General features: G+C 72.3%; 26 protein-coding genes. 8 read left to right on the forward strand and 18 right to left on the reverse strand.

What is annotated here, in order from left to right; translation table 11 throughout:
- Nucleotides 1–75 precede the first annotated feature (75 nt).
- Nucleotides 76–429 carry a VOC family protein gene (locus tag ACZ7OU_RS32370; protein ID WP_470258129.1) on the forward strand — a complete coding sequence of 118 codons (354 nt, stop codon included), beginning with the start codon at nucleotides 76–78 and terminating at the stop codon, nucleotides 427–429.
- Here the strand turns inward: ACZ7OU_RS32370 and ACZ7OU_RS32375 are convergent.
- Nucleotides 426–1,265, reverse strand: a complete 840-nt coding sequence (locus ACZ7OU_RS32375; RefSeq protein ID WP_470258130.1) for an oxidoreductase — start codon at nucleotides 1,263–1,265, stop codon at nucleotides 426–428. The two genes, ACZ7OU_RS32370 and ACZ7OU_RS32375, sit on opposite strands and share 4 nt — an antisense overlap.
- A gap of 91 nt (nucleotides 1,266–1,356) precedes the next feature.
- Between ACZ7OU_RS32375 and ACZ7OU_RS32380 the strand changes: the two genes are divergently transcribed.
- The 3 genes from ACZ7OU_RS32380 to ACZ7OU_RS32390 all read left to right on the forward strand — a co-directional run bounded on the left by ACZ7OU_RS32380 (nucleotide 1,357) and on the right by ACZ7OU_RS32390 (nucleotide 4,734).
- Nucleotides 1,357–2,259 carry a LysR family transcriptional regulator gene (locus tag ACZ7OU_RS32380; RefSeq protein WP_470258131.1) on the forward strand — a complete coding sequence of 301 codons (903 nt, stop codon included), beginning with the start codon at nucleotides 1,357–1,359 and terminating at the stop codon, nucleotides 2,257–2,259.
- 163 nt (nucleotides 2,260–2,422) lie between these two features.
- Nucleotides 2,423–3,607 carry a cytochrome P450 gene (locus tag ACZ7OU_RS32385; protein WP_470258132.1) on the forward strand — a complete coding sequence of 395 codons (1,185 nt, stop codon included), beginning with the start codon at nucleotides 2,423–2,425 and terminating at the stop codon, nucleotides 3,605–3,607.
- Nucleotides 3,608–3,654: 47 nt separating this feature from the next.
- Complete coding sequence (locus tag ACZ7OU_RS32390) at nucleotides 3,655–4,734, forward strand: GDSL-type esterase/lipase family protein (RefSeq protein ID WP_470258133.1); 1,080 nt, start codon at nucleotides 3,655–3,657, stop codon at nucleotides 4,732–4,734.
- 92 nt (nucleotides 4,735–4,826) lie between these two features.
- Here the strand turns inward: ACZ7OU_RS32390 and ACZ7OU_RS32395 are convergent, their stop codons facing one another.
- From ACZ7OU_RS32395 to ACZ7OU_RS32410, 4 genes are read right to left on the reverse strand one after another with little or no spacing between them, the layout of a single operon-like run.
- The gene (locus ACZ7OU_RS32395) at nucleotides 4,827–5,126 is read right to left on the reverse strand and encodes a hypothetical protein (protein ID WP_155544080.1); all 300 of its coding nucleotides are present in this window, start codon (nucleotides 5,124–5,126) and stop codon (nucleotides 4,827–4,829) included.
- Entirely contained in the window at nucleotides 5,113–5,337 is a 225-nt protein-coding gene (locus ACZ7OU_RS32400) for a hypothetical protein (RefSeq protein WP_364623022.1), read from the reverse strand. Before ACZ7OU_RS32400 ends, ACZ7OU_RS32395 begins: the two co-directional genes overlap by 14 nt.
- A gap of 46 nt (nucleotides 5,338–5,383) precedes the next feature.
- Nucleotides 5,384–5,839, reverse strand: coding sequence for an Lrp/AsnC family transcriptional regulator (locus ACZ7OU_RS32405; protein ID WP_364623019.1), 456 nt, complete (start codon nucleotides 5,837–5,839; stop codon nucleotides 5,384–5,386).
- Nucleotides 5,836–6,978, reverse strand: coding sequence for a M24 family metallopeptidase (locus tag ACZ7OU_RS32410; RefSeq protein ID WP_470244242.1), 1,143 nt, complete (start codon nucleotides 6,976–6,978; stop codon nucleotides 5,836–5,838). Before ACZ7OU_RS32410 ends, ACZ7OU_RS32405 begins: the two co-directional genes overlap by 4 nt.
- A 672-nt stretch (nucleotides 6,979–7,650) precedes the next feature.
- Here ACZ7OU_RS32410 and ACZ7OU_RS32415 point away from each other — a divergent pair.
- Nucleotides 7,651–8,598 carry a 5'-3' exonuclease gene (locus ACZ7OU_RS32415; RefSeq protein WP_470244243.1) on the forward strand — a complete coding sequence of 316 codons (948 nt, stop codon included), beginning with the start codon at nucleotides 7,651–7,653 and terminating at the stop codon, nucleotides 8,596–8,598.
- A gap of 4 nt (nucleotides 8,599–8,602) precedes the next feature.
- Here ACZ7OU_RS32415 and ACZ7OU_RS32420 read toward each other — a convergent pair whose 3' ends face one another.
- From ACZ7OU_RS32420 to ACZ7OU_RS32435, 4 genes are all read right to left on the reverse strand, one after another.
- Nucleotides 8,603–9,820: a GNAT family N-acetyltransferase gene (locus ACZ7OU_RS32420; RefSeq protein ID WP_470258134.1), complete on the reverse strand. Its 1,218-nt coding sequence runs from the start codon at nucleotides 9,818–9,820 to the stop codon at nucleotides 8,603–8,605.
- Nucleotides 9,821–9,872: 52 nt separating this feature from the next.
- On the reverse strand, nucleotides 9,873–11,075 hold the full coding sequence (locus tag ACZ7OU_RS32425) for a GNAT family N-acetyltransferase (RefSeq protein ID WP_470258135.1): 1,203 nt from the start codon (nucleotides 11,073–11,075) through the stop codon (nucleotides 9,873–9,875).
- Nucleotides 11,076–11,150: 75 nt separating this feature from the next.
- Nucleotides 11,151–11,927, reverse strand: coding sequence for a DUF4333 domain-containing protein (locus tag ACZ7OU_RS32430; RefSeq protein ID WP_470258136.1), 777 nt, complete (start codon nucleotides 11,925–11,927; stop codon nucleotides 11,151–11,153).
- Between the two features lie 160 nt (nucleotides 11,928–12,087).
- On the reverse strand, nucleotides 12,088–14,865 hold the full coding sequence (locus ACZ7OU_RS32435) for a DEAD/DEAH box helicase (RefSeq protein WP_470258137.1): 2,778 nt from the start codon (nucleotides 14,863–14,865) through the stop codon (nucleotides 12,088–12,090).
- Nucleotides 14,866–14,988: 123 nt separating this feature from the next.
- On the opposite strand from ACZ7OU_RS32435, the gene ACZ7OU_RS32440 reads away from it, so the two are divergent.
- Entirely contained in the window at nucleotides 14,989–15,552 is a 564-nt protein-coding gene (locus ACZ7OU_RS32440; protein WP_470258138.1) for a hypothetical protein, read from the forward strand.
- On the opposite strand, the gene ACZ7OU_RS32445 is transcribed toward ACZ7OU_RS32440, so the two are convergent.
- The 7 genes from ACZ7OU_RS32445 to ACZ7OU_RS32475 form a co-directional block, all read right to left on the reverse strand.
- Nucleotides 15,549–16,430, reverse strand: coding sequence for a diacylglycerol/lipid kinase family protein (locus ACZ7OU_RS32445; RefSeq protein ID WP_470258139.1), 882 nt, complete (start codon nucleotides 16,428–16,430; stop codon nucleotides 15,549–15,551). The genes ACZ7OU_RS32440 and ACZ7OU_RS32445 overlap by 4 nt on opposite strands.
- Complete coding sequence (tatC, locus tag ACZ7OU_RS32450; protein ID WP_470244249.1) at nucleotides 16,430–17,401, reverse strand: twin-arginine translocase subunit TatC; 972 nt, start codon at nucleotides 17,399–17,401, stop codon at nucleotides 16,430–16,432. The genes ACZ7OU_RS32445 and tatC overlap by 1 nt, the downstream gene beginning before the upstream one ends.
- 86 nt (nucleotides 17,402–17,487) lie before the next feature.
- Nucleotides 17,488–17,817 carry a Sec-independent protein translocase subunit TatA gene (gene tatA / locus ACZ7OU_RS32455; protein WP_470244250.1) on the reverse strand — a complete coding sequence of 110 codons (330 nt, stop codon included), beginning with the start codon at nucleotides 17,815–17,817 and terminating at the stop codon, nucleotides 17,488–17,490.
- Between the two features lie 31 nt (nucleotides 17,818–17,848).
- Nucleotides 17,849–18,061 (reverse strand): bacteriophage holin, encoded by a 213-nt coding sequence (locus tag ACZ7OU_RS32460; protein ID WP_470244251.1) that lies wholly within the window; start codon nucleotides 18,059–18,061, stop codon nucleotides 17,849–17,851.
- Nucleotides 18,062–18,071: 10 nt separating this feature from the next.
- Complete coding sequence (locus tag ACZ7OU_RS32465; protein WP_470244252.1) at nucleotides 18,072–19,052, reverse strand: helix-turn-helix transcriptional regulator; 981 nt, start codon at nucleotides 19,050–19,052, stop codon at nucleotides 18,072–18,074.
- Nucleotides 19,049–20,032: a helix-turn-helix transcriptional regulator gene (locus ACZ7OU_RS32470; protein ID WP_470244253.1), complete on the reverse strand. Its 984-nt coding sequence runs from the start codon at nucleotides 20,030–20,032 to the stop codon at nucleotides 19,049–19,051. Before ACZ7OU_RS32470 ends, ACZ7OU_RS32465 begins: the two co-directional genes overlap by 4 nt.
- Before the next feature lie 10 nt (nucleotides 20,033–20,042).
- The gene (locus ACZ7OU_RS32475) at nucleotides 20,043–20,456 is read right to left on the reverse strand and encodes a winged helix-turn-helix transcriptional regulator (RefSeq protein WP_470258140.1); all 414 of its coding nucleotides are present in this window, start codon (nucleotides 20,454–20,456) and stop codon (nucleotides 20,043–20,045) included.
- Between the two features lie 91 nt (nucleotides 20,457–20,547).
- On the opposite strand from ACZ7OU_RS32475, the gene ACZ7OU_RS32480 reads away from it, so the two are divergent.
- On the forward strand, nucleotides 20,548–21,246 hold the full coding sequence (locus ACZ7OU_RS32480) for an SDR family oxidoreductase (RefSeq protein WP_470258141.1): 699 nt from the start codon (nucleotides 20,548–20,550) through the stop codon (nucleotides 21,244–21,246).
- Here ACZ7OU_RS32480 and ACZ7OU_RS32485 read toward each other — a convergent pair.
- Nucleotides 21,243–22,268, reverse strand: coding sequence for a WD40/YVTN/BNR-like repeat-containing protein (locus tag ACZ7OU_RS32485; RefSeq protein ID WP_470258142.1), 1,026 nt, complete (start codon nucleotides 22,266–22,268; stop codon nucleotides 21,243–21,245). The two genes, ACZ7OU_RS32480 and ACZ7OU_RS32485, sit on opposite strands and share 4 nt — an antisense overlap.
- 62 nt (nucleotides 22,269–22,330) lie before the next feature.
- The gene (gene pafA / locus ACZ7OU_RS32490; RefSeq protein ID WP_247023269.1) at nucleotides 22,331–23,689 is read right to left on the reverse strand and encodes a Pup--protein ligase; all 1,359 of its coding nucleotides are present in this window, start codon (nucleotides 23,687–23,689) and stop codon (nucleotides 22,331–22,333) included.
- Between the two features lie 142 nt (nucleotides 23,690–23,831).
- On the opposite strand from pafA, the gene ACZ7OU_RS32495 reads away from it, so the two are divergent.
- Nucleotides 23,832–25,316 (forward strand): phosphatase PAP2 family protein, encoded by a 1,485-nt coding sequence (locus tag ACZ7OU_RS32495; RefSeq protein ID WP_470258143.1) that lies wholly within the window; start codon nucleotides 23,832–23,834, stop codon nucleotides 25,314–25,316.
- The last annotated feature ends 64 nt before the right edge of the window (nucleotides 25,317–25,380 follow it).

Here is a 25,380-nt window from a genome sequence, read left to right on the forward strand (position 1 = left end):
TCGAGAAGCACAGGTCAGCGGCTCACCAATACCGTCATCGACGTACCGCAGACCACGACTTCAGGAGCACCGAAGATGAGCACCCAGGGGATCAAGACCGTTCTCCACCCCGTCACCGACCTCGCCGCCGCCAAGGCCGTCTACACCGCCCTGCTCGGCACCGAACCCCAGGCCGACGCGCCCTACTACGTCGGCTACGACGTCGAAGGCCAGCACATCGGCCTCGTCCCGAACGGCGCCCAGCAGGGCATGACCGGCCCGGTGACCTACTGGCACGTCACCGACATCGAAGCCAAGCTCGCCGAAGTCACCGCCGCCGGCGCCAAGATCAAGGACGAGCCCAAGGACGTCGGCAACGGCCGCCTGGTCGCGACCTTCACCGACGCCGACGGCAACGTCCTCGGCGTGCTGCAGGACCCGCAGAACTAGTCCAGCGCCGTCGCCCGGCTGACCTCCTCCCAGGCCGCCAGGTCCGCCGCGAGCGCCTCGTGCTGAGCCCGGATCGCCGCCACGGCATCCGCGCCCAGCGCGAGGTGCAACGGCGCGTCCTCGCTGCCGACCGCCCGCACGATCGCCGCGGCCGCCTTCGCCGGATCACCCGGCTGCGTGCCGTCCATCGACTCGACCGCGTCCCGCGTACCCGACGTCGACACCGCGTACGCGTCGATCGTGCGGGAACGGTGCATCCGGCCACCACCGAACTCCGTCCGGAACGCACCCGGCTCCACGATCAGCACCTTCACCCCGAACGGCGCGACCTCCACCGCCAGCGCCTCCGAAATACCCTCCAGCGCGTACTTCGTCGCACAGTAGGCGCCGTAACCCGGCATCGACAGCTGCCCGCCCATCGAGCTGATCTGCACCACCGTGCCGCTGCCCTGCGCCCGCAGGTGCGGCAGCACCGCCTTGGTCACCGCCACCGCCCCGAAGAACATCACCTCCATCAGCGCGCGCAGCTCCTCCAGCGTGAGCTCCTCGACCGCGCCGACCGAGCCGTTGCCCGCGTTGTTCACCACGACGTCGATCCGGCCGAACTCCTCCAGCGCCGTCTTCACCGCGGCATCGACCTGCCCGGCATCGGTGACGTCCAGCGCCGCGGTCCGGACCCGGTCCCTGCCACGCTCCCGCAGGCCGGACAGGGTCTCCGGCCGCCGCGCGGTGGCCAGCACCCGGTCACCCGCGGCCAAAGCGGCCAGCGCGATCTCCCGGCCGAACCCGGCCGAGCAGCCGGTGATCAGCCAGACGCGGCCGTCGGTGTTCGTCATCTGTTCCTCCCAGTGGATTCCCCTCCATCCTGGGGACGCGCACGACCACACCGCCAACACCGATCTCCTGCCAGGGCTACAGTCCCAGCCTGTGACCCCCGAGCTCCGGCAGCTGCGCTACTTCGTCGCCGTCGCCGACGAAACCAGCTTCACCCGCGCCGCCACCGGCCTCCACATCGCCCAGCAGTCCCTCTCCCAGCAGATCACCGTCCTCGAACGCACCCTCGGCGCCCGGCTCTTCGACCGCGACACCCGCGGAACCCGCCTCACCGCCGTCGGCGAACTCTTCCTACCGGAAGCCCGCGCCGTCCTCGCCCGCGCCGACGCCGCCGTCGCGACACTCGGACGCGCCCTCCGCGGCGAAATCGGCACCGCCCGGCTCGCCTTCCTCACCAGCACGGCCAACTACCTGCTGCCCCCGGTCGTCCGCGCCGTCCGCGCACGGTTCCCCGACCTCGAGGTGACCACCGCCGAAGCCTCGATCGCCGAACTCGTCGACGGCCTGCGCGAACGCCGCTTCGACCTCGCTTTCACCCGTCCCCCACTCGTTGACGACCTCGTCTCCAGGACGCTCCTCACCGAAGAGGTCTGCGCCGTCCTCCCCACCGGCCACCCCCTCGCCGTCCGCACCTCCCTGACGCTGGCCGACCTCGCCGACGAACCGTGGGTACTGACACCCCGCGCCAGCTGGGAACCCTGGCATCGCAGCTACGACGCCGACTTCGCCGCCGCCGGCTTCACCCCGCACGTCGTCCAGCGAGCCACCACCGTGCAGGGCCTCCTCGGCCTCGTCGCGGCCGGCATCGGCGTCACCCGGCTGACCCGCTCGTCCCACAGCCTCCGGCGCAGCGGCGTCGCGTTCGTACCCCTGGAAAACGACATCGCCCGCACCGACCTCGTCTGGGCACCCGGACGAGACAACCCGGCCGTCACGGTCGTCGCCGACATCGCCGCCGAACTGGCCGCGACCACCGATCTGACCGAAGCAGGCTGAATCGTCCCGTTGACACCCAAAGTTGATCGACAAGCCCATTTCGTTGACGAATATGATCACCTTTTCTTGTTGACGCCCAACCGGGAACGCCAATAGCGTGGTCAATGTCAACGAATGAATGCATTCATTCTGGGGAAATCGGTTTCAGCGAAGGAGCCGCGGGATGAGCTCGCCCGAAGTCCGCCCACCATCCTTGGAAGACGGCGGAGCCGCGCTGTTCGCGTGGGTCGACCAGATGCGCGAGAACCACCCGGTCATCGCCGACGAAGACGACACCTGGCACGTATTCCGCCACGCCGACGTCCGCCGCATTTTCACCGACCACCAGACATTCTCCTCCGACCCCGGACTCCTCCTCCCGGACACCGCCGAAGCCGTCCGCGGCAATATGGCGGCCGTCGACCCACCCGTCCACCACCGGCTGCGGAAACTCGTCAGCAAAGCCTTCACCCCCAAAGTCGTCGCCGACCTCGAACCCCGGATCGTCACCGCCACCGACACCCTCATCACCGAAATGGCGCACCGCGACGACCCCGACCTCATCCGCGACCTCGCCTACGCACTGCCCGTCGTCGTCATCGGCGACCTCATCGGCATCCCACCCGAAGACCGCACCCTCTACCGCGGCTGGGCCGACGCCCTGCTCTCCGGCGGCGCCCCCCAAGAAGACGGCACCTCCCTCACCGAGGTCATGGAGACCTACCTCGCCGCCCTCCTCGCCCAACGCCGACGCGACCCCGAAGACGACCTCTTCAGCGCACTCGCCCACGCCGAAGTCGACGGCGAACGCCTCGCCGACCACGAAGTCCTCAACTTCGCCTCGCTCCTGCTCGCCGCCGGCCACATCACCACCACCATGATGCTCGGCAACACCGTGCTCTCCCTGCACGAATTCCCGGACGCCGCCGCGGCCGTCCGCCGCGACCACAGCCTCGTCCCCAGCCTCCTCGAAGAAGTCACCCGCCACCGGCCACCGATCATGCGCCTCCTGCGGATCAGCACCACCGACGTCGAACTCGGCGGCGTCACCATCCCCGCCAAGTCGATGGTCACCCCCTGGGTCCTCGGCGCCAACCGCGACCCCCGCCACCACACCCGCCCGACCGAGTTCGACCCCCGCCCCCGCAAGGAAACCAACCTCGCCTTCGGCGGCGGCGTCCACTTCTGCCTCGGCGCACCCCTCGCCCGCCTCGAAGGACGAGTCGTCTTCGAACAGCTCCTCGACCGCTTCGCCGACATCCGCGTCCGCGACGGCGTCCAGATCGGCTACCCCTCACCGATGATCTTCGGCGTCCGCGAGCTCCCGGTCGACCTCGTCCCCCACCACGCGGCCCGGCGCTCGGCGTGACCGGTGACGCACACCCGTCCGACCACTGATCCGTAGACTCGACGACGATGCGACGTCTTCGGTGGTACTGGGGAGCCTTGGTCCTCGCGTGCGTGGCCCTGCTGGCCGGCCTCTTCGTCTTCTTCGGCTCCGAAAGCAAGAACGGGCAACCACAACCACGGCAAGGCCCACCGGGCACCGGCCCGCTCACCATCGTCGCCATGGGCGACAGCACCGTCTCCGGCGAAGGCGCCGGCCAGTACACCGCCACCACCAACGGCCAGGGCGGCAACTGGTGCCACCGCTCCCCCAACGCCTTCGTCGACAAGATCACCGCACCCGGCATCACCGCCCACGTCAACCTCGCCTGCTCCGGCGCACCCGCCGAACAGGTCGCCCTCGGCGACGTCAAGCAGTGGACCGAGCCCTCACAGGCACAGCAGCTCGCCGCACTCGTCAAGGACCACCGCGTCGCCGCCGTCGTGATCGCCGTCGGCGCCAACGACGAACCCAAGTTCTCCAACCAGGTCACCGACTGCTTCAAAGCCTGGTTCAACCCCGGCGGCCCGCCGTGCAGCACCGCACTGAAGCAGACCTGGCAGTCCAAAGTGGACGCCATGGTCCCGAAGGTCGCCACCGCCGTCGCCGACGTCAAGAAGGTCCTCGCCGCCGCCGGGTACGTCCCCGCGGACTACCAGCTCATCCTGCAGTCCTACGCCGCCCCGATCGGACCGGACCTGCCCGAGGACCTCCGCACCCTCAACGGCTGCCCCTTCCGCGTCGAAGACCTCCAATGGATCTCCCAAACCGGCATCGGAGTGCTCTCCGCCGGCCTCAAGGCCGCCGCCCAGCAGACCGGCGCGCGGTTCCTCGACCTCGCGAAGGCCGGCGTCAAGCACGAAGCGTGCAGCGGCGGCGCCAACCCGGCGACGGAGTGGTTCACGCGCCTGACGCTCCAGCTGGCCGACCTCGCGCAGGCCGACCGGGCGGGCCACGCGCTGCAGGAGTCGTTCCACCCCAACGCGGCCGGCCACGCGGCGATCGCCAACTGCCTGACGGAGTTCATCGCCGCCCGCGACGGCAACGCGTCCTGCCTCGCGGGCGCGGACGGCAAGCTGCACGCGGCCCCGGAGGTCGTCGCCCGCTGACCCCCTTGCTCTTGGCGAGCTTTGAGGGTGACGCGCGCGCTCACGGGACCGGTGTCTTTCACCGTCGCCGGGCGGTATAGGCCGTTATACACTCAAAGATCGAGGGCGGCCCGCAGGGCGATGTCGATGCGCTCCTGGACGTCGAAGTCGATCTCGGCGATCCGCTCGTCGAACCACGGCCGGTAGAGCCGGGTGAGGTTGAGCGTCGACACCCAGTACCGGGCGTCGATCGCGACGCCGAGGATGTCCTGCGGGTCGCGTTCCAGGAGTTCGGTGCCGAGCAGCCAGGGGCGCTCGGACTCGTTCACCCCGTCCGAGGACAGCAGCACGACCGTGCGCTGCCGGGCCGGCTCGGTCGGGGGGTGGTACGTCCAGACTTCACCCCTGCGCACGCAGATCCTTCTCCGCCGCCGCGCGCTCGGCCTCGTCGAACTCCGCGACGGCCGGCTCCGGCTTCTGCGGGGTGTAACCCGTGCGAACCGCCTCGCGCCTGGCCGCCTTCGACAGCCAGGACGAGACCGAGATCCCGTGTGCTTTCGCGGCGCGTTCGGCGAAGTCCAAGGCGCCGCTGTCCAGCGAAAGAGTGACCTTACGTGTTGCCATACCTTTTACCGTACCAGTGCCCCGGTCGTCGGGCGGCCCACCGGGGTCAGAACGTCGGCGAACGTCCCTCGAACGGCGTAGAGAGCACGACCGTCGTGCGGGTCGACACCTTCGCCGCCTCGCGGATCCGGCGCAGCAGGTCCTCCAGGGCCAGCGGCGACTGGACGCGCACCAGCAGGATGTAGGACTCGTCGCCGGCCACGGAGTAGCACGACTCGATCTCCTTGATGTGCTGGATCCGCTGCGGGTAGTCGTCCGGCGCACCCGGGTCGTTGGGCGTCAGTGAGATCAGCGCCGTCAGCGGCAGGCCGATCTGCTCGCCGTCGAGCCGCGCGGTGTAGCCGAGGATGACCCCGCGTTGCTCGAGGCGGCGCACCCGCTGGTGCACCGCCGACACCGACAGCCCGACCCGCTCGGCGAGGTCGGTGAAGCTGCGCCGCCCGTCGGCCGCGAGCTCCTGGACGATCGACTGGTCCAGCGGCTCCAGGCCGCCGGGTGTCATGCGTTCAGCACGACGAGCTCGTGCGGCTGGTTGTTGACCGACTCGACACCGTCGGCGGTGACGATCACGATGTCCTCGATCCGGGCGCCCCAGCGGCCCGGCTGGTAGATGCCCGGCTCGACGCTGAAGGCCATGCCCGGCTCCAGCGGCAGCGCGTTCCCGGCGATGATGTACGGCTCCTCGTGCACGTCCAGGCCGATGCCGTGGCCGGTGCGGTGGATGAAGTACTCGCCGAACCCGGCCTCGGCGATGACGTCGCGCGCGGCCGCGTCCACGGCTTCGGCGGTGACGCCCGGCTTGACCGCGGCCACCGCGGCGGCCTGGGCGCGCTGCAGCACGGCGTAGGTCTCGGCGACGTCGGCGTCGCGCGGGGTGCCGACGGCGTAGGTGCGCGTGGAGTCGGAGTTGTAGCCGGCGGGCAGCGGGCCCCCGATGTCGACGACCACGACGTCACCCTTTTCGATGACGCGGTCGGAGACGTCGTGGTGCGGGCTCGCGCCGTTCGGGCCGGACCCGACGATGACGAAGTCGGCCTGGACGTGGCCCTCCTCGACGATGGCCGCGGCGATGTCGGCGCCGACCTCCGCCTCGGTGCGGCCGGGCCGCAGCCACTCGTGGACGCGGGCGTGCACGCGGTCGATGGCCGCGCCGGCGTCGCGCAGGGAGGCGATCTCGGCGGCGTCCTTGCGCATCCGCAGCTCCCGGACCACCGGGCCGGCCAGCGTCTGCTCGGCCGTCCCGAGGGCGGCCCGCAGGGCCAGGACGTGCAGCGCCGGGGTGAAGTCGCTGACCGCGACGCGGCCGGGTTTCCCGAGCCGGTCCGCGACGAGCGCGTACGGGTCGTCGCCGTCCACCCAGGTGAGCAGCTCGACACCGAGCTCGTCGGTGGGGACGTCGGCGTAGCCGGGCGCTTCCAGCTTCGGCACGACGAGCGCGGGCGTGCCATCGGCCGGGACGACGAGGGTGGTGAGCCGCTCGAACGAGCCGCCGGCCTGGCCGAGGAGGTAGCGCAGGTCGGAGCCGGGCGCGATCAAAAGGGCGTCGGTGTCCGCGGCGGCCGCGGCGGAGCGGGCGCGGTCCAGGCGCGCCCGGAGGGCGGCAGCATCGGGGGCGGGCGTGTGGAGGGAACGGCGCGACATGAGGGCGAGCCTAGTGGGGCGGCCCGGGTGGCCGGACCGCCCGGGCCCACGACATGCCGGTCCGGGTGACGCGGTTCGCTTCGCCGCTCCCCCACGGCAACCGGTGCCTGGGCGGCTCGCTCGCAGTGCCGGGCCCGCGCCCGCTCCGCCCACGCAGCGCCGGGCCCACGCCGGCCGGCTCTCGCCACGCACGCAACTCCGCGCGCCTGCCCCACGCCCGACAGCTTCCCCCGCCCACGCAACTCCCCGCAGCGCCCACGCAACACCTGCCCCACGCCCAACGCCTCTCGCCGACCGCGCAACTCCCCGCGCCCGCCAGCTCTCGCCGCCCCGAGCGCCCGGCCGCCCAAGCCGCCGGCGCCACCGCCCCGCCCCCTCGGCCGCTCCTCGCCGCCTCACCCCCGCGAAACCCGCCCGCCGCGCCGTCCGGGCCGCAGGCCGCCGAGCCAGGGGCGCGCGTCTCCCGCAGCGCCTGCCCACCCAAGCCCGCCGGCCGGCCCGCGCCTCCCGGTCGCATCCCGCGAAACCCGCTCGCCCGCCGCGCCGTTCCGGCCCCCGCTCCCCCGCGCCGCAGGCCGCCGAGCCATCACCGCGCATCTCCCGCCGTGCCATTCGCGGACCTCGAGCGCGTGGCTCGCCCCCGGCGCGCGCCGGGCGTGGCAGGCTGTGCGGGTGACCGGACCCCTTGCCCTGCTCGACTCCGCGAGCCTGTACTTCCGTTCGTTCTACGCCCTGCCCGACTCGATGAAGGCCGCCGACGGGACGCAGGTCAACGCCGTGCGCGGGTTCGCCGACACGATCGCGCGGATCCTCACCGACCGGCACCCGGCCCGGCTCGTGTGCTGCCTCGACGCCGACTGGCGGCCGAAGTTCCGCACCGACCTGCTGCCCAGCTACAAGGCGCACCGGGTGGCCGAGGAAACCGCCAGCGCGAGCCCCGACGTCGAAGAGGTGCCCGACACCCTCACTCCGCAGGTCCCGATCATCCTCGACCTCCTCGAGGCGTTCGGGTTCGCCACCGCGGAGGCCGCCGGTTACGAGGCCGACGACGTCATCGGCGCCCTCGCCACCCGCGAGACGAAGGACCCGGTCGAGGTCATCACCGGCGACCGGGACCTGTTCCAGCTGGTGCGCACCGAGCCGACGCCCGCGTCGGTGATCTACGTCGGCAAGGGCTGGGCCAAGGCCGAAGTCCTCGGCCCGGCCGAGATCGCCGAGCGCTACAGCCTCCCCCGCGAGACCGCCGGGCCGGCGTACGCGGACATGTCCATGATGCGCGGCGACCCGTCCGACGGGCTGCCCGGCGTCGCCGGCATCGGCGAGAAGACCGCCGCGAAGCTGATCACGCAGTTCGGCAGCCTCGACGCGCTCCTGGAAGCGTCGGCCGCGAGCGATCCCCGCGTCCCGCTCAAGACGCGGCTTCGCCTGGCCGACGCCGCCGACTACCTCGCCGTCGCGCCGACCGTGGTCCGGGTCGCCGTCGACGCGCCGGTCGAGCAGTCCCGCCCCGACACCGTGCCCGCGACGCCCGCCGACCCGGACCGCGTGGCCGAGCTGGCCGAGCGGTGGAACCTCGGCAACTCCGTCGAGCGGCTGCTCAAGGCCCTGCCCGGCGCCTGACCTCCTAGAAGTGCGTGCCACACCACGGGGCGGTGACCGTGGTGAACAGCTCGTCCGCCCGCTCGAGCGCGGCCGGGTCGTGCGCGGTGATCCGCCCGGCCGCCGCCAGCGCGGTCGCGCTCCACTGCCCGAGGTAGAGCATGCCGAGGGTGTCGACGTCGAGGGCCAGGTCGGCCGCGGCGTCTGTGCGGCTCGTGCCGTCGGGGGTGACCTCGTAGTGCCCGGTGTTGGCCGGCAGCTGCCGGTCGGTCACCGCCAGCACCACCGGCCCGGCCGCCCGGTACGTGCGCGCGCCGAGCGCGACGGCCACGTCGACCACGCGCAGCCACAGGTCGTCCTCGACGTCGGTGGTGCGGGCGTGCCGGTGGTCGGCCAGCAGCGCGGCGAGCGGCTCGTCGACCGGGCGGTAGCGGGCCCGCACCCCGGACACGAGGTCGATCGACAGCAGGAACCGCCACAGCGCGGCCCGGGCCACCGGGTCCGCGGTGTGCAGCTCCCGGACCTTCAGCACGACCCCTTCGTCGGGTGAGTCCAGGGTGCGGCGGTCGACCGTGTCGTACAGGACGAACCCGTCGTCGCCGTCGGGTCCACTGTGGACGGCCACGAGGTGGCTGCCCTTCGGGCCGACGAGGCGGTCGTGCGCGATCGGCCACCACTCGGCGGGCCGGCCGATCATCCCGGCCCGGTGCAGCCCGATCCGCTCGTACAGCGCCGGAATCTCCGTCAACGCCTCCTCGGGTGTCAGCATCCGGACGTCACCGCTCACCGGGACGCGGTCGTGCAGCCGCGCCGCGGGCCTCGGCAGCCACACGGTCTTGCCGAGCGCGGCCGAGCCGTAGCCGAACCGGCCGTAGATGGTGGGTTCACTGGCGTGCAGGGCGGCCAGCGGGATTCCGCGCGCGACGAAGTCCTCCAGCTGCACCGCCATCATCGCGGTGAGCACCCCGCGGCGGGTGCGGTCGGCGCGGACCCCGATGCCGTCGACCGCACCGAGCGGCAGGACGGCCCCGCCGGGTACCGCGATATCGGTGTCGTAGGAGCTGGCGATCCCGATCGGGGTACCACCGTCGAACGCGCCGAACTTGTGCGCCGCGGGCCACGAATCCCCGTACTGCGCCCAGGATTCGTCACTGATCCGGGTGGTGTGCAGCGAGCGGCCCAGCAGGTCGAGCGTGCCGCGGCGCTCGTCCTCGGTCACGGGGCGGACGTCGAAGTCGGTCATCCCGCCGATCTTGCCGTCCGGCCCCGCTCACGGCATCCCGATTTCCGGCGGCTCAGAAGTGCGTGCCGCTCCACGCCGCCACTCGCGTCCCGAAGAGCACGTCGGCGTTCGCCGGCGCGGCCGGGTCACGGACCTCGATCCGGCCCGCCCCGGCCAGCGCGGACGGCCGCCACGTGCCGAAGTAGGCCATCGCGAGGGTGGTGACGTCGAGGCGCAGCGCCGCGGCCTCACCGGTGCGCTCGGCGCCGCCGGGGCCGATCCGGTACGTGCCGCTGTTGGCCGGCAGCACCGGGTCTTCGACCTCGACGACGACCGGCGCGGCGTTCCCGTACTCGCGGGCGGCCAGCGCCTTCGGGACGTCGACGAGCCGGATCCAGTGCTCGTCGCCGACGCGGTCGACCGTGCTCTGCCGGTGGTCGTCGAGGATCAGCTCGATCGGCTCGTCGAGCGGCCGGGCCTCCGCGACGATCCGGTCGACCAGGTCGATGCCCAGCAGGAACCGCCACAGCCCGGCGTACGCGGCCGGCGTGCCGGCGAACAGGTCCACCAGGTGCAGGTTCTTCGTCCACGGATGCGCTTGCAGGCCCTCGACGAAGTACGTCGCGAAGCCGTCCGGCCCGTCGGGCCCGTGGTGCACGAGAGCCCGGACCGGCTGGGTGCTGCGGCGGGCGTGGTTCTCGTAGAGCCGCCACATCACCTCCGGCCGCGACATCCGCCCGGGGCGGCCAGCCAGGCTCTCGTAGACGCCGGGACAGACCTCCAGGGCCTCGTCCAGCTCCAGCAGCCGGACCTCCCCCGCCACGGGCACCTCCGGCGCCAGCCGCGCGCGATGCCGGTCGACGCTGTAGGTGCGGTGCCGCAGGGCCAGCCCGTAGCCGAACCGGCCGTAGATCCGCGCTTCCGACGCGAGCAGGCTCGCGAACACCACGTCGCGCGCGGTGAAGTCCTCCAGCTGCGCCGCCATCAACGCACGCAGCACGCCCCGCCGCGTCCGGTCCGCGCGGACCGCGACCCCGGTGACCCCGGCCATCGGCAGCCGCGCCCCGCCCGGGACCGTCAGCTCGGCGTCGAAGGACCGCGCGGTCCCGATGAGCCCGGGGTCGAACGCCCCGAGCGTCCGGCCCGGCTGGTACGCGCGCGCCGCCCGCTCCCAGTCGGCGTCGTCGCTCGGCGGCACGTGCAGGCTCGCCCGGAAGAGGTCACTCGCCCCGCGGATCTCGTCGTCGCGCAGCGTCCGGATCTCGAAGTCGCTCATCCCCGGATCATCTCCGGAAACGACGAGGTCCGGCCACCGCAATTCCGCGGCGACCGGACCTCGTGCACACCCGGGCTACTTCGTGGCGGGCGGCGAAACCTCGTAGTTTCCGCCGTCACCCTTCACCGTGATCGGGATCTGCTGCGGCTTGCCCGCGATGGTCGCGGTGCACTCGAACTTCGCGCCGTCCTCGACCTTCTGCTCGGCCGGGCAGGTGACGCCGGTCACGCCTTCGATCTTGTAGGTCTCGGTGAGCAGCTTCTGGACGTCGGTCTGCATCTGGGTGTTGTTGAAGACCTGCGTCTTGAAGAAGCCGGGCGCCACGAAACCGAGGATGCCGACGACGGCCACCACCACGACCAGCACCACGATGCCGATCAGCAGGCCCTTCTTCGACTTCGCCGGCTGCTCCCCTTCCGGCGCGCCCTGGCCGGGGAACTGCTGTTGCTGCTGGCCGTAGTCGTACTGGCCCTGCGGCTGCTGCTGGCCGTACTGCGGCTGCTGCTGGGGCCCGCTCTGCGGGTACGCCCCGCCCGGCTGCTGCCCGTACTGCGGCTGGGCCTGCGGGCCGCTCTGGGGGTAGCCACCGCCGGGCTGCTGGCCGTAGGGCGGCGGCTGCTGACCCCACTGCGGCTGCTGCGGCGGCGTGTACCCCCCGGGCTGCTGGCCGTACTGCGGTTGCTGGGGCTGCTGCTGCCCACCCCACTGCGGCTGCTGCTGGTTCGGGTCGTACGAAGGCGGCTGCTGGCCCCACTGCGGCTGCTCCTGCGGGCCGCTCGGCGGGTACGCGCCGCCCGGCTGCTGCCCGTACTGGGGCTGCTGTGGGTCGTTGCCGCCATACGGCGTGCTCATCTTCTGCCTCCGCCTGCTTCGCTCATCTAGCTGTCCACCCCGAAACCGCCGTGGTGTCGCGTACACACGGTCTTGCAGGCGATCCAACCACAGGTCGGAGCCGAGCACACGTGTCCACGCCCACCACCTGCCCCAGGCCGGAGCAGGCCTAACACGGAGTTCACGCGGCGCCCGCGGCGACGACACCCCGCCGCAGCGCCTTCACCGCGTCGGCCGCCGCCGCACCCACCGGATCGCTCTTGCCGAGCACGTCGCGGATCTGGTCGAGCAGGTCGATGACCTGGCGCGACCAGCGCACGAAGTCACCCGCCGACAGCTCCTGCCCGTTCGCCTCGGCCGCCGTGAGCACCTTCTCCAGCGACTCGCCGCGTGCCCAGCGGTAGACCGGCCACGCGAACCCGGCGTCGGGCTCCCGGGTGCGGTCGAGCCGGTGCCGACGCTCGTCCTCGGTGAGGTCCACCCACAGCTTCACCGTCTCCTGCCACGCCTCGGGCACCGCACCACCGGGCAGCCGCGGCTCCCCCGCGGTGTCCCGGCGAGCCTCGAAGACCAGCGTCGAAACGACCGCCGCCAGCTCGGCCGGGCCCAGCCCCTGCCACACGCCGTGGCGGATGCACTCCGCGGCCAGCAGGTCGGACTCGCTGTAGAGCCGGGTCAGGCGCCGTCCGTGCTCGGTGACGCGGTCCTCGCCGTCCCCCGCCGACTCCGGCCCCAGATAGCCGCGCTCGCCCAGCAGCGCCAGGATCCGGTCGAACGCCCGCGCCAGCGAGTGCGTCGTCGCGGCGACCTTCCGCTCCAGCTGCTGGGTTTCCGTCGACAGCCGTTCGTACCGTTCGACCCAGCGCAGGTTCGCCTCGCGCTCGGCCAGCCCGTGGCACGGGTGCGCCCGCAACGCCCGCCTCAGCGCCGCCAGCTCGCCGTCTTCGTTCGCCCCGGACCGCCGCTTCTGCCTGCCGGGCAACGAAATCCCGGCGTTGCGCAGCGTCGAAGCGATGTCCCGGCGCGTCTTCGGCGACCGCAGCTCGATGTGCTTGGGCAGCTTGATGTGCCCCAGCGCCTCCACCGGCGCCGGGAAGTCGGCCACCGACAACGGCCCCGACCACCGGTCCTCGGTCACCACGACCGGACGCGGCTCCCGGATCGGGTCGAGCCCCGGGTCGACGACCACGGCCAGCCCGGCCCGCCGGCCCGCCGGCACCGCGATCACGTCACCCTTCCGGAGCTTCTCCAGCGACTCGGCCGTCCCGGCGCGGCGGACGGCGGTGTTCTGCCGCGACAACGCCTTCTCCCGCGCCGAAATCTTCGACCGCAGCTCCACGTACTCGAGCACCTCGGCGAAGTCCCCGGTCACGGCCTTCGCGTAGCCCTTCAGGGCTTCCTTGTTCCGCTCGATCCGGCGGGCCGTGCCGACCACCGACCGGTCGGCCTGGAACTGCGCGAACGACTGTTCCAGCAGCTCACGCGCGTCCGCCGCGCCGACCTGGGCGACCAGGTTCACCGCCATGTTGTAGCCCGGCCGGAACGACGACCGCAGCGGGTAGGTCCGCGTCGAAGCCAGCCCGGCGACCTGCTTCGGATCGACCCCCGGCTGCCACGCGACCACGGCGTGGCCCTCGACGTCGATACCGCGCCGCCCGGCCCGGCCGGTCAGCTGCGTGTACTCCCCCGGCGTCAGGTCGACGTGCGCCTCGCCGTTGTACTTGACCAGCCGTTCCAGCACGACGGTCCGGGCCGGCATGTTGATCCCGAGCGCGAGGGTCTCGGTGGCGAACACCGCCTTCACCAGGCCCCGGACGAACAGCTCCTCGACCGTCTCCTTGAACGCCGGCAGCAACCCGGCGTGGTGCCCCGCGATGCCGCGTTCGAGCGCCTCGCGCCACTCCCAGTAGCCGAGCACGCCCAGGTCGCTCTCGGGCAGCCCGGACGTGCGCTCCTCGATGATCCGGCGGATCTCCTCGACCTCACCCGGCCCGTTGAGCCGCAGACCCGACCGGACGCACTGCGCCACCGCGGCGTCACAGCCGGCGCGCGAGAAGATGAACACGATCGCCGGCAGCAGCCCCGCCCGGTCCAGCTGCTCCACGACCTCCACCCGCGACGGCGGCCGGAACCGCGGCATCCGCGGCGAGCCCCGCCGGGACCCGCGCGGCCCGTGGAACCCGGCGGGCGCGTACTGGCGGCCGATCTCCTCGGTGCGGCGCAGCAGGGTCGGGTTGATCCGCAGCTCGGCCCCCGGTGCGTGGACGTCCTCGCCGGCGAACAGGTCGAGCAGCCGGTTCCCGACGAGCATGTGCTGCCAGAGCGGCACCGGCCGGTGCTCGTCGACGACCACGGCCGTGTCGCCGCGGACCTCGACCAGCCACTCGCCGAACTCCTCGGCGTTGCTCACGGTGGCCGACAGCCCGACCACACGGACGTGCTCGGGCAGGTGCAGGATCACCTCTTCCCACACCGCCCCGCGGAACCGGTCGGCCAGGTAGTGGACCTCGTCCATGACCACGTAGCCGAGGTCGGTGATCGTCGACGAGCCGGCGTAGAGCATGTTGCGCAGCACCTCGGTGGTCATCACGACCACCTGCGCGTTGCCGTTGATCGACGAGTCGCCGGTGAGCAGGCCGACGGCGTCCGGGCCGTACCGGGCGACGAGATCGCCGTACTTCTGGTTCGACAGCGCCTTGATGGGCGTCGTGTAGAAGCACTTGCGGCCTTCGGCCAGCGCCAGGTGCACGGCGAACTCGCCGACGACGGTCTTCCCCGCCCCGGTCGGCGCGCAGACGAGCACACCATGACCGCCTTCGAGGGCCTCGCACCCGCGGATCTGGAACTCGTCGAACTCGAAGGCCGACTCCGCGGCGAAGCGCGTCAGCTGGGGGTACTTCCCTCGACGCGAGGAGGCCGCATAGGCCTCGGCCGGGGACTGAGAAGGGCTACTGGCCACCTCGTCAGGGTTTCACATCCCCCCGGCGGTCCGCGCGCCGCGTGACCGACGCCGAAATCCGCCAGGACGTATAGATCGTTATACACAGGGAACCGGCGTGGGCGTGGTGGCGTCGGAGGCTGCATGACCGAACCGTGTCCGGGCTGCGGGCAGCTGGACCAGGTGCAGCACGTGCCCGCCGTCTACCAGGGCGGGCACTCGTTCTTCCGCGGGCGGGGGCCGACGGTGGCGGTGCCCGCCGGGGACGGGGTCGTCTACACGAGCAGCCAGGTCAGCGGGGTTTCGGTGTCGGCGGTGGCCCGGTCGCTGGATCCCTTCCCTCCCCCGCGCCGGAGCGGCGGCCTGGTGGCGGCGGTGCTCGCGCTGGCGCTGGTCGGGAGCTGCTTCCTGGCGTTGCCGCTTTCGTCGCTGGACGATCCGCCGCCGGGCGGGGCGCTGGGGTTCGCGGTGATCTCGTTGCCCGCGTTGTGCGTGTACGTCGCCGCCGGTGTGGTGATCTGGCTGTACGTCCGCCGGATCCGGGCGCACCGGCGGGAGCGGCGCGGGGTGCCGGCCGCGACGCAGCTGTGGGAGCAGGGCTGGTTCTGCCACCGCTGCGGCGGGGTCTACTTCACCGACGCGGGCCGGCTGCTGACGCCGGCGCACTTCCGGCAGCTGGTGGCGCGCGCCGGCGGTTACGAGCGTTAGGCCAGGACCGTCAGCGCGCCCGGGACGCAGCTGACCGTCACCGGCACGGTCCCCTGCGGCTCGCCGTCGGCGTAGGCCGGCCAGCTGTTGCCCGTCAGGGAGACCGAGCGGGCGCGCAGGGTGCGGACCGCCGGGTGCGTGAGGTGCTTGCCGGTGCGCAGGCCCGGCAGCATGCCGATGAGGCCGCGCCGGGTCATGGCCCCGACGATCGTCACGTCGAAGACGCCGTCCTCGGGGTCGGCGGTCGGGCAGACCGGGACGCCGCCGCCGTAGAAGCGGGTGTTGCCGATCGCCACCAGGGTCGCGTCGAGCTCGAGGCGTTCGGTGCCGGTGTCGACCACCACCGGGCGGGAGCGGAACGCCGCCAGCTCGGCGAGGATCGCGGCGTCGTAGCGGCGCGGCCCGGACGGCCAGCGCATCCGGTTGGCCCGTTCGTTGACCGCGGCGTCGAAGCCCGCGCAGAGCACGGTGGCGAACCACGTCTCGCCGACGCGGCCGAGGTCGATGCGCCGCCGGGCACCCGACTTCAGCGCCGCGACCAGCGCGTCGACCGCGGGCAGCGGCTCGCCGGGGACGCCGAGGGCGCGGGCGAAGTCGTTGCCGGTGCCCGCCGGGACCAGGCCGAGCGCGACGTCGTGGTTCGCGCAGAACTGGACGCCCTGGTGGGCCGCGCCGTCGCCGCCGAGGACGATCAGGACGTCGAGGCCGGCGTCGTGGGAGGTCCGCATCAGCTCGCGGGACTCTTCGACGGAGTTCGCGACCAGCACGTCGAGACGGTCGACGGCGCCGCGCAGCCGCTCGGCGACGGTGTCCGCGATGCGGGCGGCCGCGCCGTGCCCCGAAGCCGGGTGCACGGCCAGCGCGGCGTGGATCCCCACTACGTGATGTCGTCGGTCGCCGAACGGCCGCCGGACGCGGTCGGGGCGGCCGGCTCGTCGTCGATCTTGCTCGGCGTGTACTCGAACGGCGCGGCTTCGTCGTCGTCGAGCTGGTCCCAGCCCTCGTCGTGGCGCAGCCGGTCCTTCTTGCGGTCGTGGATGCGGGCGAGCTGGATCGACAGCTCGAACAGCACCGTCAGCGCGCCCGCCAGGCCCAGCATCGAGAACGGGTCCGAGCCGGGGGTGACGAAGGCGGCGAAGACGAACAGGGCGAACACGATGCCCCGGCGCCACTTCTTCAGCTGCCGGTACTTGACCACGCCGACGCGGTTGAGCATCACCACGAGCAGCGGGAGCTCGAAGCTGATCCCGAAGATGATCAGCAGCGACAACAGGAACGAGATGTACTTGTCCGCGGTGAGCGCGGTGACGAACGCGTCCTGGCCGAAGCCCATCAGCAGCTGCAGGGCGTGCGGGAAGAGGATGTAGGCGAGCACGGCGCCGCCGGCGAACAGCACCGACGCGAACCCGACGAACGTCAGCGCGTACTTGCGTTCCTTGGAGTACAGGCCCGGGGCGATGAACGCCCAGACCTGGTAGAGCCAGACCGGCGAGAGGAGCACGGCACCGGCCGCGATGCCGACCTTCAGCTGCGTCATGAAGGCTTCGAACGGGACGGTCTGCAGAAGCCGGCATCCCTCGGCGCTGTCGAGGCGCCGGTTCGGCGGGATGGCGCAGTACGGGTCCTTGACGAGGTCGCCGAGCGACGGGATCGGGCCGACCTTGGTGCCGAACCACAGGAACCCGATGATGCCGCCGATCACCACGGCGAGCATCGCGAAGGCCAGGCGACGGCGGAACTCGTAGATGTGCTCGATGAGCGTCATCGTGCCGTCGGGGTTCTTGCGACGGCTGCGCTTGCGCCGCTTCGACACGCGGCTGGTGCCGTTACCGGAGGCGGGTTCCGCCACGGGATGTTCCGTTCTCGTCGGAGTCCGCCGGAGCGCGCCGGGCCGGCGCGCTCCGTGGACCAGGGACCGGGTGTGGCTTCAGCCGCTCAGCTGGCGTTCTTCTGCGGCTGGTCGGCGGCCTGCTGCTTCTTCAGCTCGTCGAGCTGCCGCTGCAGGTCGGCGACCTGCTGGTCGGTCGCGACGGTCGGCGGGACCGCGGGGGCGGCCGTGGCCGGGATCTGCTTCGTCTCGACCGGCTCGGCGTCCTCGTGCGAGGTGCTCTTGTCACCCGCGAGGTCCTTGGTCTCGGCCTTGAAGATCTTCATGGACTTGCCGATCGACCGGGCCGCATCGGGAAGCCGCTTGGCCCCGAACAGCAGCACGACGAGCAGCACCAAGATGATCAAATGCCATCCTTGCAATCCGTTGGCGAACAAGATGGCCTCCTATCTGCGTCTGGTAGGGATGTTACTGGTTTTCCGGTTTCCGGCGGCGCTCCGCGAAGGCGACGCGCAACGCTGCCGACCGGGCGCGGATGAGCCCCGCCCGGTCCTGGGTGTTCGTAGCCACCATGCTTGCGGTCTGCTTGAAACCACGCAAGACCTTGGCGGTCCGCACCAGCAGGACGACGAGCAGCAGCAGGCCGATCGCGACGAGCACGACGGTGGGCAGGTACGGCACGTCGATCACCCTAGTGGTCGCAGGTTGACGGAAGGTGACGGGCTCGGGCCACCGCGTCGGCGGCGCGGCGGCCGACGTCCGCGGCGAGGTCAGCCGGGCTCTCCACCAGCGCTTCTCCGCCCAGACCCAGGACGAGGCGCACCATCCACGACTGGTCGGCGTAGCGCATCCGGATCCGCAGGCGGCCGCCGTCGAGCTCGTCGAGCTCCTCGCACGGGTAGTACTCGGCTACCCAGCGTGCGTCCTGGTCGAGGACCAGCACGGCCTCCCGCTGGTCGGGACGCTCGCGGAAGACCCCCTCGGAAATGTCGGTGGGGTGGGCGTGCGCGGGCGGGCGCGACGGCTCGTCGAGGACCGTCAGCTCGTCGATCCGGTCGAGCCGGAACAGCCGGACGCCCTCGGCGCGGCGGCACCAGGCCTCCAGGTAGCCGACCGCCTGGACGATCAGCAGCCGCATCGGGTCGACCGTGCGCTCGGTGACCTGGTCCTTGGACGCCGTGTAGTAGCGGATCCGCAGCGCCCGCCCGTCGCGCAGCGCGCGGGCGACCTCCTCGCGGGTCCGCGCGGTCTTCTTGCCCTCGCGCACCCCGCCGCCGACGACCACGCCGGCGGGCTGGGCCTGCCCGGCCGCGGACTCGATCTTGGCGATGGAGCGGCGGACGGCGTCGCCGTCGAGCACGCCCGGCGTCTCGGCCAGCGCCCGCAGCGCGACCAGCAGCGCGGTGGCCTCGCCGCCGGTCAGCCGCAGCGGGCGGTTCATCCCGGCGTCGTGGGTCACGACGATCGTGTCGCCCTCGAAGGACAGGTCGATCAGGTCGCCGGGCCCGTAGCCGGGCAGCCCGCACATCCACAGCAGCTCGAGGTCCTTGCGCAGCTGCTTCGGCGTGACGTCGAAGTCGTGCGCCGCCTCGTCGACGCGGATGCCCGGGCGCGCGAGCAGGTAGGGGACGAGCGCGAGCAGCCGCGGCATCCGGTCGGTCGACCCGCTCACCGGCCGCTCCCCTGCCGGGCCACGACGGCTTCGAGCCGGTCCTGGACGGTCTTGGCCAGCACGTCGGGTTCGAGCACGACGACGTCGGGGCCCTGCGCGGTGAGCCAGTCGGCCGCCGACTCCGGGAAGTAGAGCCCGATCTCGACGAGGTCGCCCTCTTCGCCGTCGATCGAGCAGCGGCCCAGTACGGTGCCGCGGCGGCGGACCCCGGCGGCCCGGCCGTCGGCGACCCAGAGCCGCGCGGTGGTGACCGGGGCCGGTTCGGACTCCCCCGTCACCGACACGAGCTTGAGCAGGTTGACGCCCTCGGGCCGCCGCACCTCGCCGGGCTTGCCGACCGGGCGGACCTGGCCGGTGACGCGGGACAGGCGGAAGCAGCGGGTGGCGCCCCGGTCGCGGTCGTGCCCGACGACGTACCAGCGGGCCCGCCACGACACCACGCCCCACGGCTCCAGGGTGCGCATGATGCGTTCCGGCGAGCCGCTGCGGCGGTACTCGAAGCGGACGGCCTGGCCGTTCTGCACGGCGGCCAGCAGCGGCCCGAACGCGGGTTCGGCACGCACCCGCGGCTCGACGATCGTGGGGGCCTGGTCGTCGACCTCAAGGCCGGCGGCGCGCAGCTTCACCAGCGCGCCCTGCGCCTGGCCGGTCAGCTCCGGGGAGTCCCACAGCCGGGACGCGAGGGCGACGGCGGCGGCCTCGTCGGGGGCGAGGTCGATCTCGCCGAGCTCGTAGTCGCGGCGGGCGATGCGGTAGCCCTCGATGGCGTCGAAGGCGGAGTTGCGGCCGGTCTCCAGGGGGATGCCGAGCTCGCGCAGCTCGGTCTTGTCCCGCTCGAACATCCGGAAGTAGGCGTCGTCGCTGGCCGCGTCCCCGTATCCGGGCACGATGCCGCGGATCTTCTCGGCGGTGAGGTACTGCCGGGTGGACAGGAGGGCCAGCACGAGATTGACCAGCCGTTCGGCGCGTGCGGTGGACACCCGGTAGAGCCTAGCCCGCGCCGTCCGGCCCGATCGTGAGGTCCGGTGTGCGCGCGTCGTAATCGGTCCTCGCGGCGGCCACCGTGTCGAAGTTCTCCTCGGCCCAGTCCTTGAACCCGGCCATCAGCGCGCGGAGGCTTTCTCCCAGCGGCGTAAGGGAATAGTCGACGCGCACGGGCACCGACGGGGTCACTTCGCGGCGCACGAGACCGTCGCGCTCGAGCACGCGCAAGGTCTGGGTGAGCATCTTCTGGCTGACTCCGGCGATGCGCCGCGAAAGGTCGCTGTAGCGCCGCGGGCCGTCACCGAGCGCGACGAGGATCAGGCTGACCCACTTGCCGGCGATCTCGTCGAGGAGCTTGCGGGTGGGACAGGTGGCGAGATAGGCGTCGTGCCGCCCTCGTTCCGCCGCGGGAGTGGGCACCGGGCGAGCCTCCTCGTGCGGTCGGCGACGTGCTTCCCGATGGAGAGTAGCTCCCCGGGCGTGCGCCGGGAATCCTCCCTAGCCTGGAGGCATGGCTGATCGCGTTCTCCTCATCACCGGCGCCTCCCGCGGGCTCGGCGCCGCCACCGCACGGCTCGCCGCCGAGTCCGGGTTCAAGGTCGCTCTCGTGGCCCGCAAGGCCGACTCCGTCACGTCCCTGGCCGGCGAGCTCGGCGAAGACCGGGCGATCGCGCTCGGGGCCGACGTCGGCGACTGGACGAGCATCTCCGGCGCCGTCGACCGGGCCGTCGAGCGGTTCGGGCGGCTCGACGCCGCCTTCGCCAACGCCGGGATCGGCGTCGGGACCTCGTTCTTCGGCACCGACGACCCCGACCCCACCCAGTGGGAGGCGATGGTCCGCACCAACGTCCTCGGCGCGGCCTACACCGCCCGCGCGGTCCTGCCCGCGCTGAAGGAGTCTTCGGGCCACCTGCTCATCACCGGCTCGGTCGCCGGCCGCTACATCCGGAACGCGAGCCTGTACTCGGTGACGAAGTGGGCCGTCACCGGGATGGCCGGCGCGATCCGCGAAGAAGCCGTCGGGACCGGGGTGCGCGTCACGCTCATCAACCCCGGCATCACCGACACCGACATCCTCAACGACGACCAGCGGAAGAAGCCGAAGCTGGACGCCGACGACATCGCCCGCGCCGTGCTGTACGCGCTCTCCCAGCCGCCGTCGGTCGACGTCAACGAGATCATGGTCCGCCCGACCGGCCAGGTGCTCTAGCGGCTCAGGCGGGCGACGCGGCCCTGGGCGCCACTGGCCCAGCAGCTCGTCCCGGCGCAGTCGACGGCGTCGAAGCTGCCGGTGTCGAACGACGTCCAGTGCCGCCCGCCGTCCGGGCTGTAGTCGCTGCCGCCCGTGCCGACGGCGATGACGCTCCCGCCGCGCCAGGCCAGCCCCGAGCGGTACCCGGCGGGGTACTGCCCCGGGGTGCGCCAGGTGCGGCCGCGGTCCTGGGTCAGCGCGACGGCCGGGCCGGGCGCGGTGGGGTTCGCGTAGTCGCCGCCGATCGCGATGCCCTGGCCCGGGGTCCGGAAGGCGACGGCGAACACGCCGGCGGACGGGCTGCTCGGCAACGGCGTGTCGGACGCGGTCCAGTGCCGGCCGCCGTCGCCGGAGTGCAGGACGCGGGCCGTCGCGCCGCCGCCGGTGGCGAGCCAGGCGTCGAACGGCCCGGCCGTGGTTATGCACTGACCGCTGGCGGCGAAGCCGGCCTCGCCGGGCAGCGCGGGCGGGAAGCCGCTGTCGGGGACCGGCCGCCAGCTGCGGCCGCCGTCGAAGGTGGCCTGGACGCGGAAGTGGCCGTCGACCGGGTCGCTCATCGCGAGGCCGCGCCACGGGTCGAAGAAGGCCAGGCAGTCGTAGAACGCGGTGGCCTCGGTGTTCTGGAACGTCTGGCGCCAGTGCGCGCCGCCGTCGTCGGTCCGGTAGACGCGGGAGTCGGTGCCCGGGCCGATCGAGAGCGTCACGGCGTGGTCGGCGTCGAAGGCCTCGATGTCGCGCAGTTCGAGCGTCTCGGCCCCGGGCGGGCCGACGGACTTCCAGCTCGCCCCGCCGTCGGTGGTCCGCAGGACGGTGCCCTGGGTGCCGCTGACCCACGCGACGCGGGCGCTGACGGCGGACAGGCCGCGGAACTGGGCGGTGACGCCGGTGGCCTTCACGTCCCACTTCGGCCGGTGTTCACCCGCCGATGCCGGGACCGCGAGCGAGACCAGCAGGGCGCACACGAGCAGCACGACACGCATGCGGGAGATCCTGCCGCACCCGCCCGGCGACTTTCGTAGGGTTCACCGGGCGGGCGGCGAGGCTAGAGCGAGCTGATCAGGCGTTCGACCCGCTCGTCGACCGAGCGGAACGGGTCCTTGCACAGGACCGTGCGCTGGGCCTGGTCGTTCAGCTTCAGGTGCACCCAGTCGACCGTGAAGTCGCGCCCGGCGGCCTGGGCGGCGGCGATGAAGTCGCCGCGCAGCTTCGCCCGGGTCGTCTGCGGCGGGGTGTCCTTGGCGGCCTCGATCTCGCCGTCGTCGGTGACCCGGCGGACCAGGCCCTTGCGCTGGAGCAGGTCGAAGATGCCCCGGCCGCGGCGGATGTCGTGGTAGGCCAGGTCGAGCTGCGCGATGCGCGGGCTGGAGAGGTCCAGGTCGTGCTTGTGGCGGTAGCGCTCGACCAGGCGGTGCTTGATCGCCCAGTCGATCTCGGTGTCGATCTTGCCGAAGTCCTGCTGCTCGACGGCGTCCAGCGCCCGGCCCCACAGCTCGATGACGCGCTCGTTCGCCGGCGTCGTCCCGTTCTCCTTGAGGTGCTGGACGGCCCGGGCGTGGTACTCGCGCTGGATGTCCAGCGCCGAGGCCTCGCGCCCACCGGCGAGGCGCACCTGGCGGCGGCCGGTGAGGTCGTGGCTGATCTCGCGGATCGCCCGGATCGGGTTGTCCAGGGTGAAGTCGCGGAACTGGACGCCCGCCTCGATCATCTCGAGCACCAGGTTCGCCGAGCCGACCTTCAGCATGGTCGTCGGCTCGGCCATGTTCGAGTCGCCCACGATGACGTGCAGGCGCCGGTAGCGCTCGGCGTCGGCGTGCGGCTCGTCGCGGGTGTTGATGATGGGCCGCGAGCGCGTGGTCGCGCTGGAGACGCCTTCCCAGATGTGTTCCGCACGCTGCGAGAGGCAGTAGACGGCACCGCGCGGGGTCTGCAGCACCTTGCCGGCGCCGCAGATGAGCTGCCGGGTCACCAGGAACGGCAGCAGCACGTCGGCGATCCGGGAGAACTCACCCGCGCGGGTCACCAGGTAGTTCTCGTGACAGCCGTAGGAGTTGCCCGCCGAGTCGGTGTTGTTCTTGAACAGGAAGATGTCGCCGCCGATGCCCTCGTCGGCCAGCCGCCGCTCGGCGTCGACCAGCAGGTCCTCGAGGATCCGCTCGCCGGCCTTGTCGTGCGTGACCAGCTGGACCAGGTCGTCGCACTCGGCCGTCGCGTACTCGGGGTGCGAGCCCACGTCGAGGTAGAGCCGGGAGCCGTTGGACAGGAAAACGTTCGAAGAACGGCCCCACGAGACGACCCGCCGGAAGAGGTAGCGCGCCACCTCGTCCGGGGAGAGCCTGCGCTGGCCGTGGAAGGTGCACGTGACCCCGAACTCGGTCTCGATGCCAAAGATCCGCCGCTGCATGCCACCAGAGTAGGCGCTGGACCCCCTTCGACGGTGCGCCGTTCGGGCGTCGACACGCCCCCGGTGTGCCACAGACGGTGAAATCCCCCCGATTCAGGCACGATTGGAGCACTGCTCTTGACGACTTGGGGAAGGCGACTCCTTGACACACCAGCTCATCCAGGCCTTCCGGCGGGTCGGGCGCACCGACCGCGCCCTCATCCGGCGCAGTGCCGCGCTGCCGGCCACGAAAGCCGACGACGCGCTGATGGCCCTGTCCAGATCGGCGAACAAGTCCCGGCTCTGGTGGGGCGTCGCCGCGCTGCTGGCCGTGCGGAAGGGCGCGACCCGGCGCGGCGCGTTGCGCGGGATGGTCGCGATCGCCGGGGCCAGCGCCGCGGCGAACCTGATCGGCAAGCCGCTCTTCCCCCGCCGCCGCCCGGCCGAGGAGGAGGTGCCCATGCACCGCCGCCTGCGGAAACGCCCGACGTCGTCGTCGTTCCCGTCCGGTCACTCCGCCTCCGCGGCGGCCTTCGCGACGGCGGTGGCGCTGGAGTCGCCGCGCGCCGGTCTCGCCGTGGCGCCGCTCGCGCTGGCCGTCGCCTACTCCCGCGTCCACACCGGCGTCCACTGGCCGTCCGACGTCGGTGTCGGCCTGGGCATCGGGGTCGGGGTGGGCCTGGCGACCCGGCACTGGTGGCCGCTGCACGACGACGTCCCGGCCCGCACCGCCCACGACGCGGACGCACCCGAGATGGTCGACGGCGACGACATGCTCGTGCTGGTCAACCCGAAGTCCGGGATCGACGGCCAGGACCCCACCGAGGACGCCCGGCACGCCTGGCCCAAGGCCGAGATCATCAACCCGGACCCCGGCCAGGACCTGATCGCCCAGCTCGAGAGCGAGATCGACGCCCGCGGGACGGTCCGCGCGCTCGGCGTCGCGGGCGGTGACGGCACCGTGGCCGCGGTCGCCGCGGTCGCCGCCGAACGCGACCTGCCGCTCGCGCTGATCCCGGCGGGCACGCTCAACCACTTCGCCCGCGACGTCGGCGTCAGCTCGATGCCCGACGCGGACGCGGCGACCGAGCGCGGCAACGCCGTCGGCATCGACCTCGGCGAGGTCGAGATCGCGGAGGGCGACGGCGGCACGGCGCACCGCTGGTTCGTCAACACCGCCAGCCTCGGCGGCTACCCGGAGATGGTCCGGCTGCGCGAGAAGCTGCAGGAGAAGCACCCCAAGTGGCCCTCGGCCGCGATCGCGCTGACCCGGACGCTGCGGCACGCCAAGCCGCTGACCGTGCGCCTCAACGGCAAGCTCACCCAGGTCTGGCTGCTGTTCGTCGGCAACGGCACGTACGCGCCGAAGGGCTTCGCGCCCAGCCGGCGGCCCGCGCTCGACACCGGCCTGCTCGACGTCCGCTACCTGCGCGCCGACCTGCCCTACTCCCGCGCGCGGTTCCTGCTGGCGATGGTCACCCGCACGCTCGCGGCCAGCCACGTCTACCAGGAGCTCGACGTGCCCGAGCTGGACGTCGAGCTGCTGGACGGCCACCGCCGCGTCGCCACCGACGGCGAGGTCGGCCCGCTCGGCAACCGGTTCCGCTTCCGGTCCCGGCCCAGCGCACTGACCATCTATCGCCTTTAATCTCTCTTTACTTTCTCTCAACGAACCCACAGCGGTCCCTGGCTAGCGTCTTGATCGAGATGCG

This window comes from Amycolatopsis sp. NPDC114505 (genome assembly GCF_055633615.1).

Excerpts from the sequence above, each read along its gene's own strand:
- ACZ7OU_RS32375 (WP_470258130.1), bottom strand. The coding sequence starts at position 1,265 with ATGACGAACACCGACGGCCGCGTCTGGCTGATCACCGGCTGCTCGGCC.
- ACZ7OU_RS32405 (WP_364623019.1), bottom strand. The coding sequence starts at position 5,839 with ATGACACCCGGCGGCCTGGAGCCGCTGGACCAGTCGATCGTCCAGGAG.
- ACZ7OU_RS32425 (WP_470258135.1), bottom strand. The coding sequence starts at position 11,075 with ATGAGCGACTTCGAGATCCGGACGCTGCGCGACGACGAGATCCGCGGG.
- ACZ7OU_RS32480 (WP_470258141.1), top strand. The coding sequence starts at position 20,548 with ATGGCTGATCGCGTTCTCCTCATCACCGGCGCCTCCCGCGGGCTCGGC.
- ACZ7OU_RS32390 (WP_470258133.1), top strand. The coding sequence starts at position 3,655 with ATGCGACGTCTTCGGTGGTACTGGGGAGCCTTGGTCCTCGCGTGCGTG.
- ACZ7OU_RS32420 (WP_470258134.1), bottom strand. The coding sequence starts at position 9,820 with ATGACCGACTTCGACGTCCGCCCCGTGACCGAGGACGAGCGCCGCGGC.
- pafA (WP_247023269.1), bottom strand. The coding sequence starts at position 23,689 with ATGCAGCGGCGGATCTTTGGCATCGAGACCGAGTTCGGGGTCACGTGC.
- ACZ7OU_RS32370 (WP_470258129.1), top strand. The coding sequence starts at position 76 with ATGAGCACCCAGGGGATCAAGACCGTTCTCCACCCCGTCACCGACCTC.
- ACZ7OU_RS32430 (WP_470258136.1), bottom strand. The coding sequence starts at position 11,927 with ATGAGCACGCCGTATGGCGGCAACGACCCACAGCAGCCCCAGTACGGG.
- ACZ7OU_RS32440 (WP_470258138.1), top strand. The coding sequence starts at position 14,989 with ATGACCGAACCGTGTCCGGGCTGCGGGCAGCTGGACCAGGTGCAGCAC.
- ACZ7OU_RS32485 (WP_470258142.1), bottom strand. The coding sequence starts at position 22,268 with ATGCGTGTCGTGCTGCTCGTGTGCGCCCTGCTGGTCTCGCTCGCGGTC.
- ACZ7OU_RS32385 (WP_470258132.1), top strand. The coding sequence starts at position 2,423 with ATGAGCTCGCCCGAAGTCCGCCCACCATCCTTGGAAGACGGCGGAGCC.
- ACZ7OU_RS32410 (WP_470244242.1), bottom strand. The coding sequence starts at position 6,978 with ATGTCGCGCCGTTCCCTCCACACGCCCGCCCCCGATGCTGCCGCCCTC.
- ACZ7OU_RS32400 (WP_364623022.1), bottom strand. The coding sequence starts at position 5,337 with ATGGCAACACGTAAGGTCACTCTTTCGCTGGACAGCGGCGCCTTGGAC.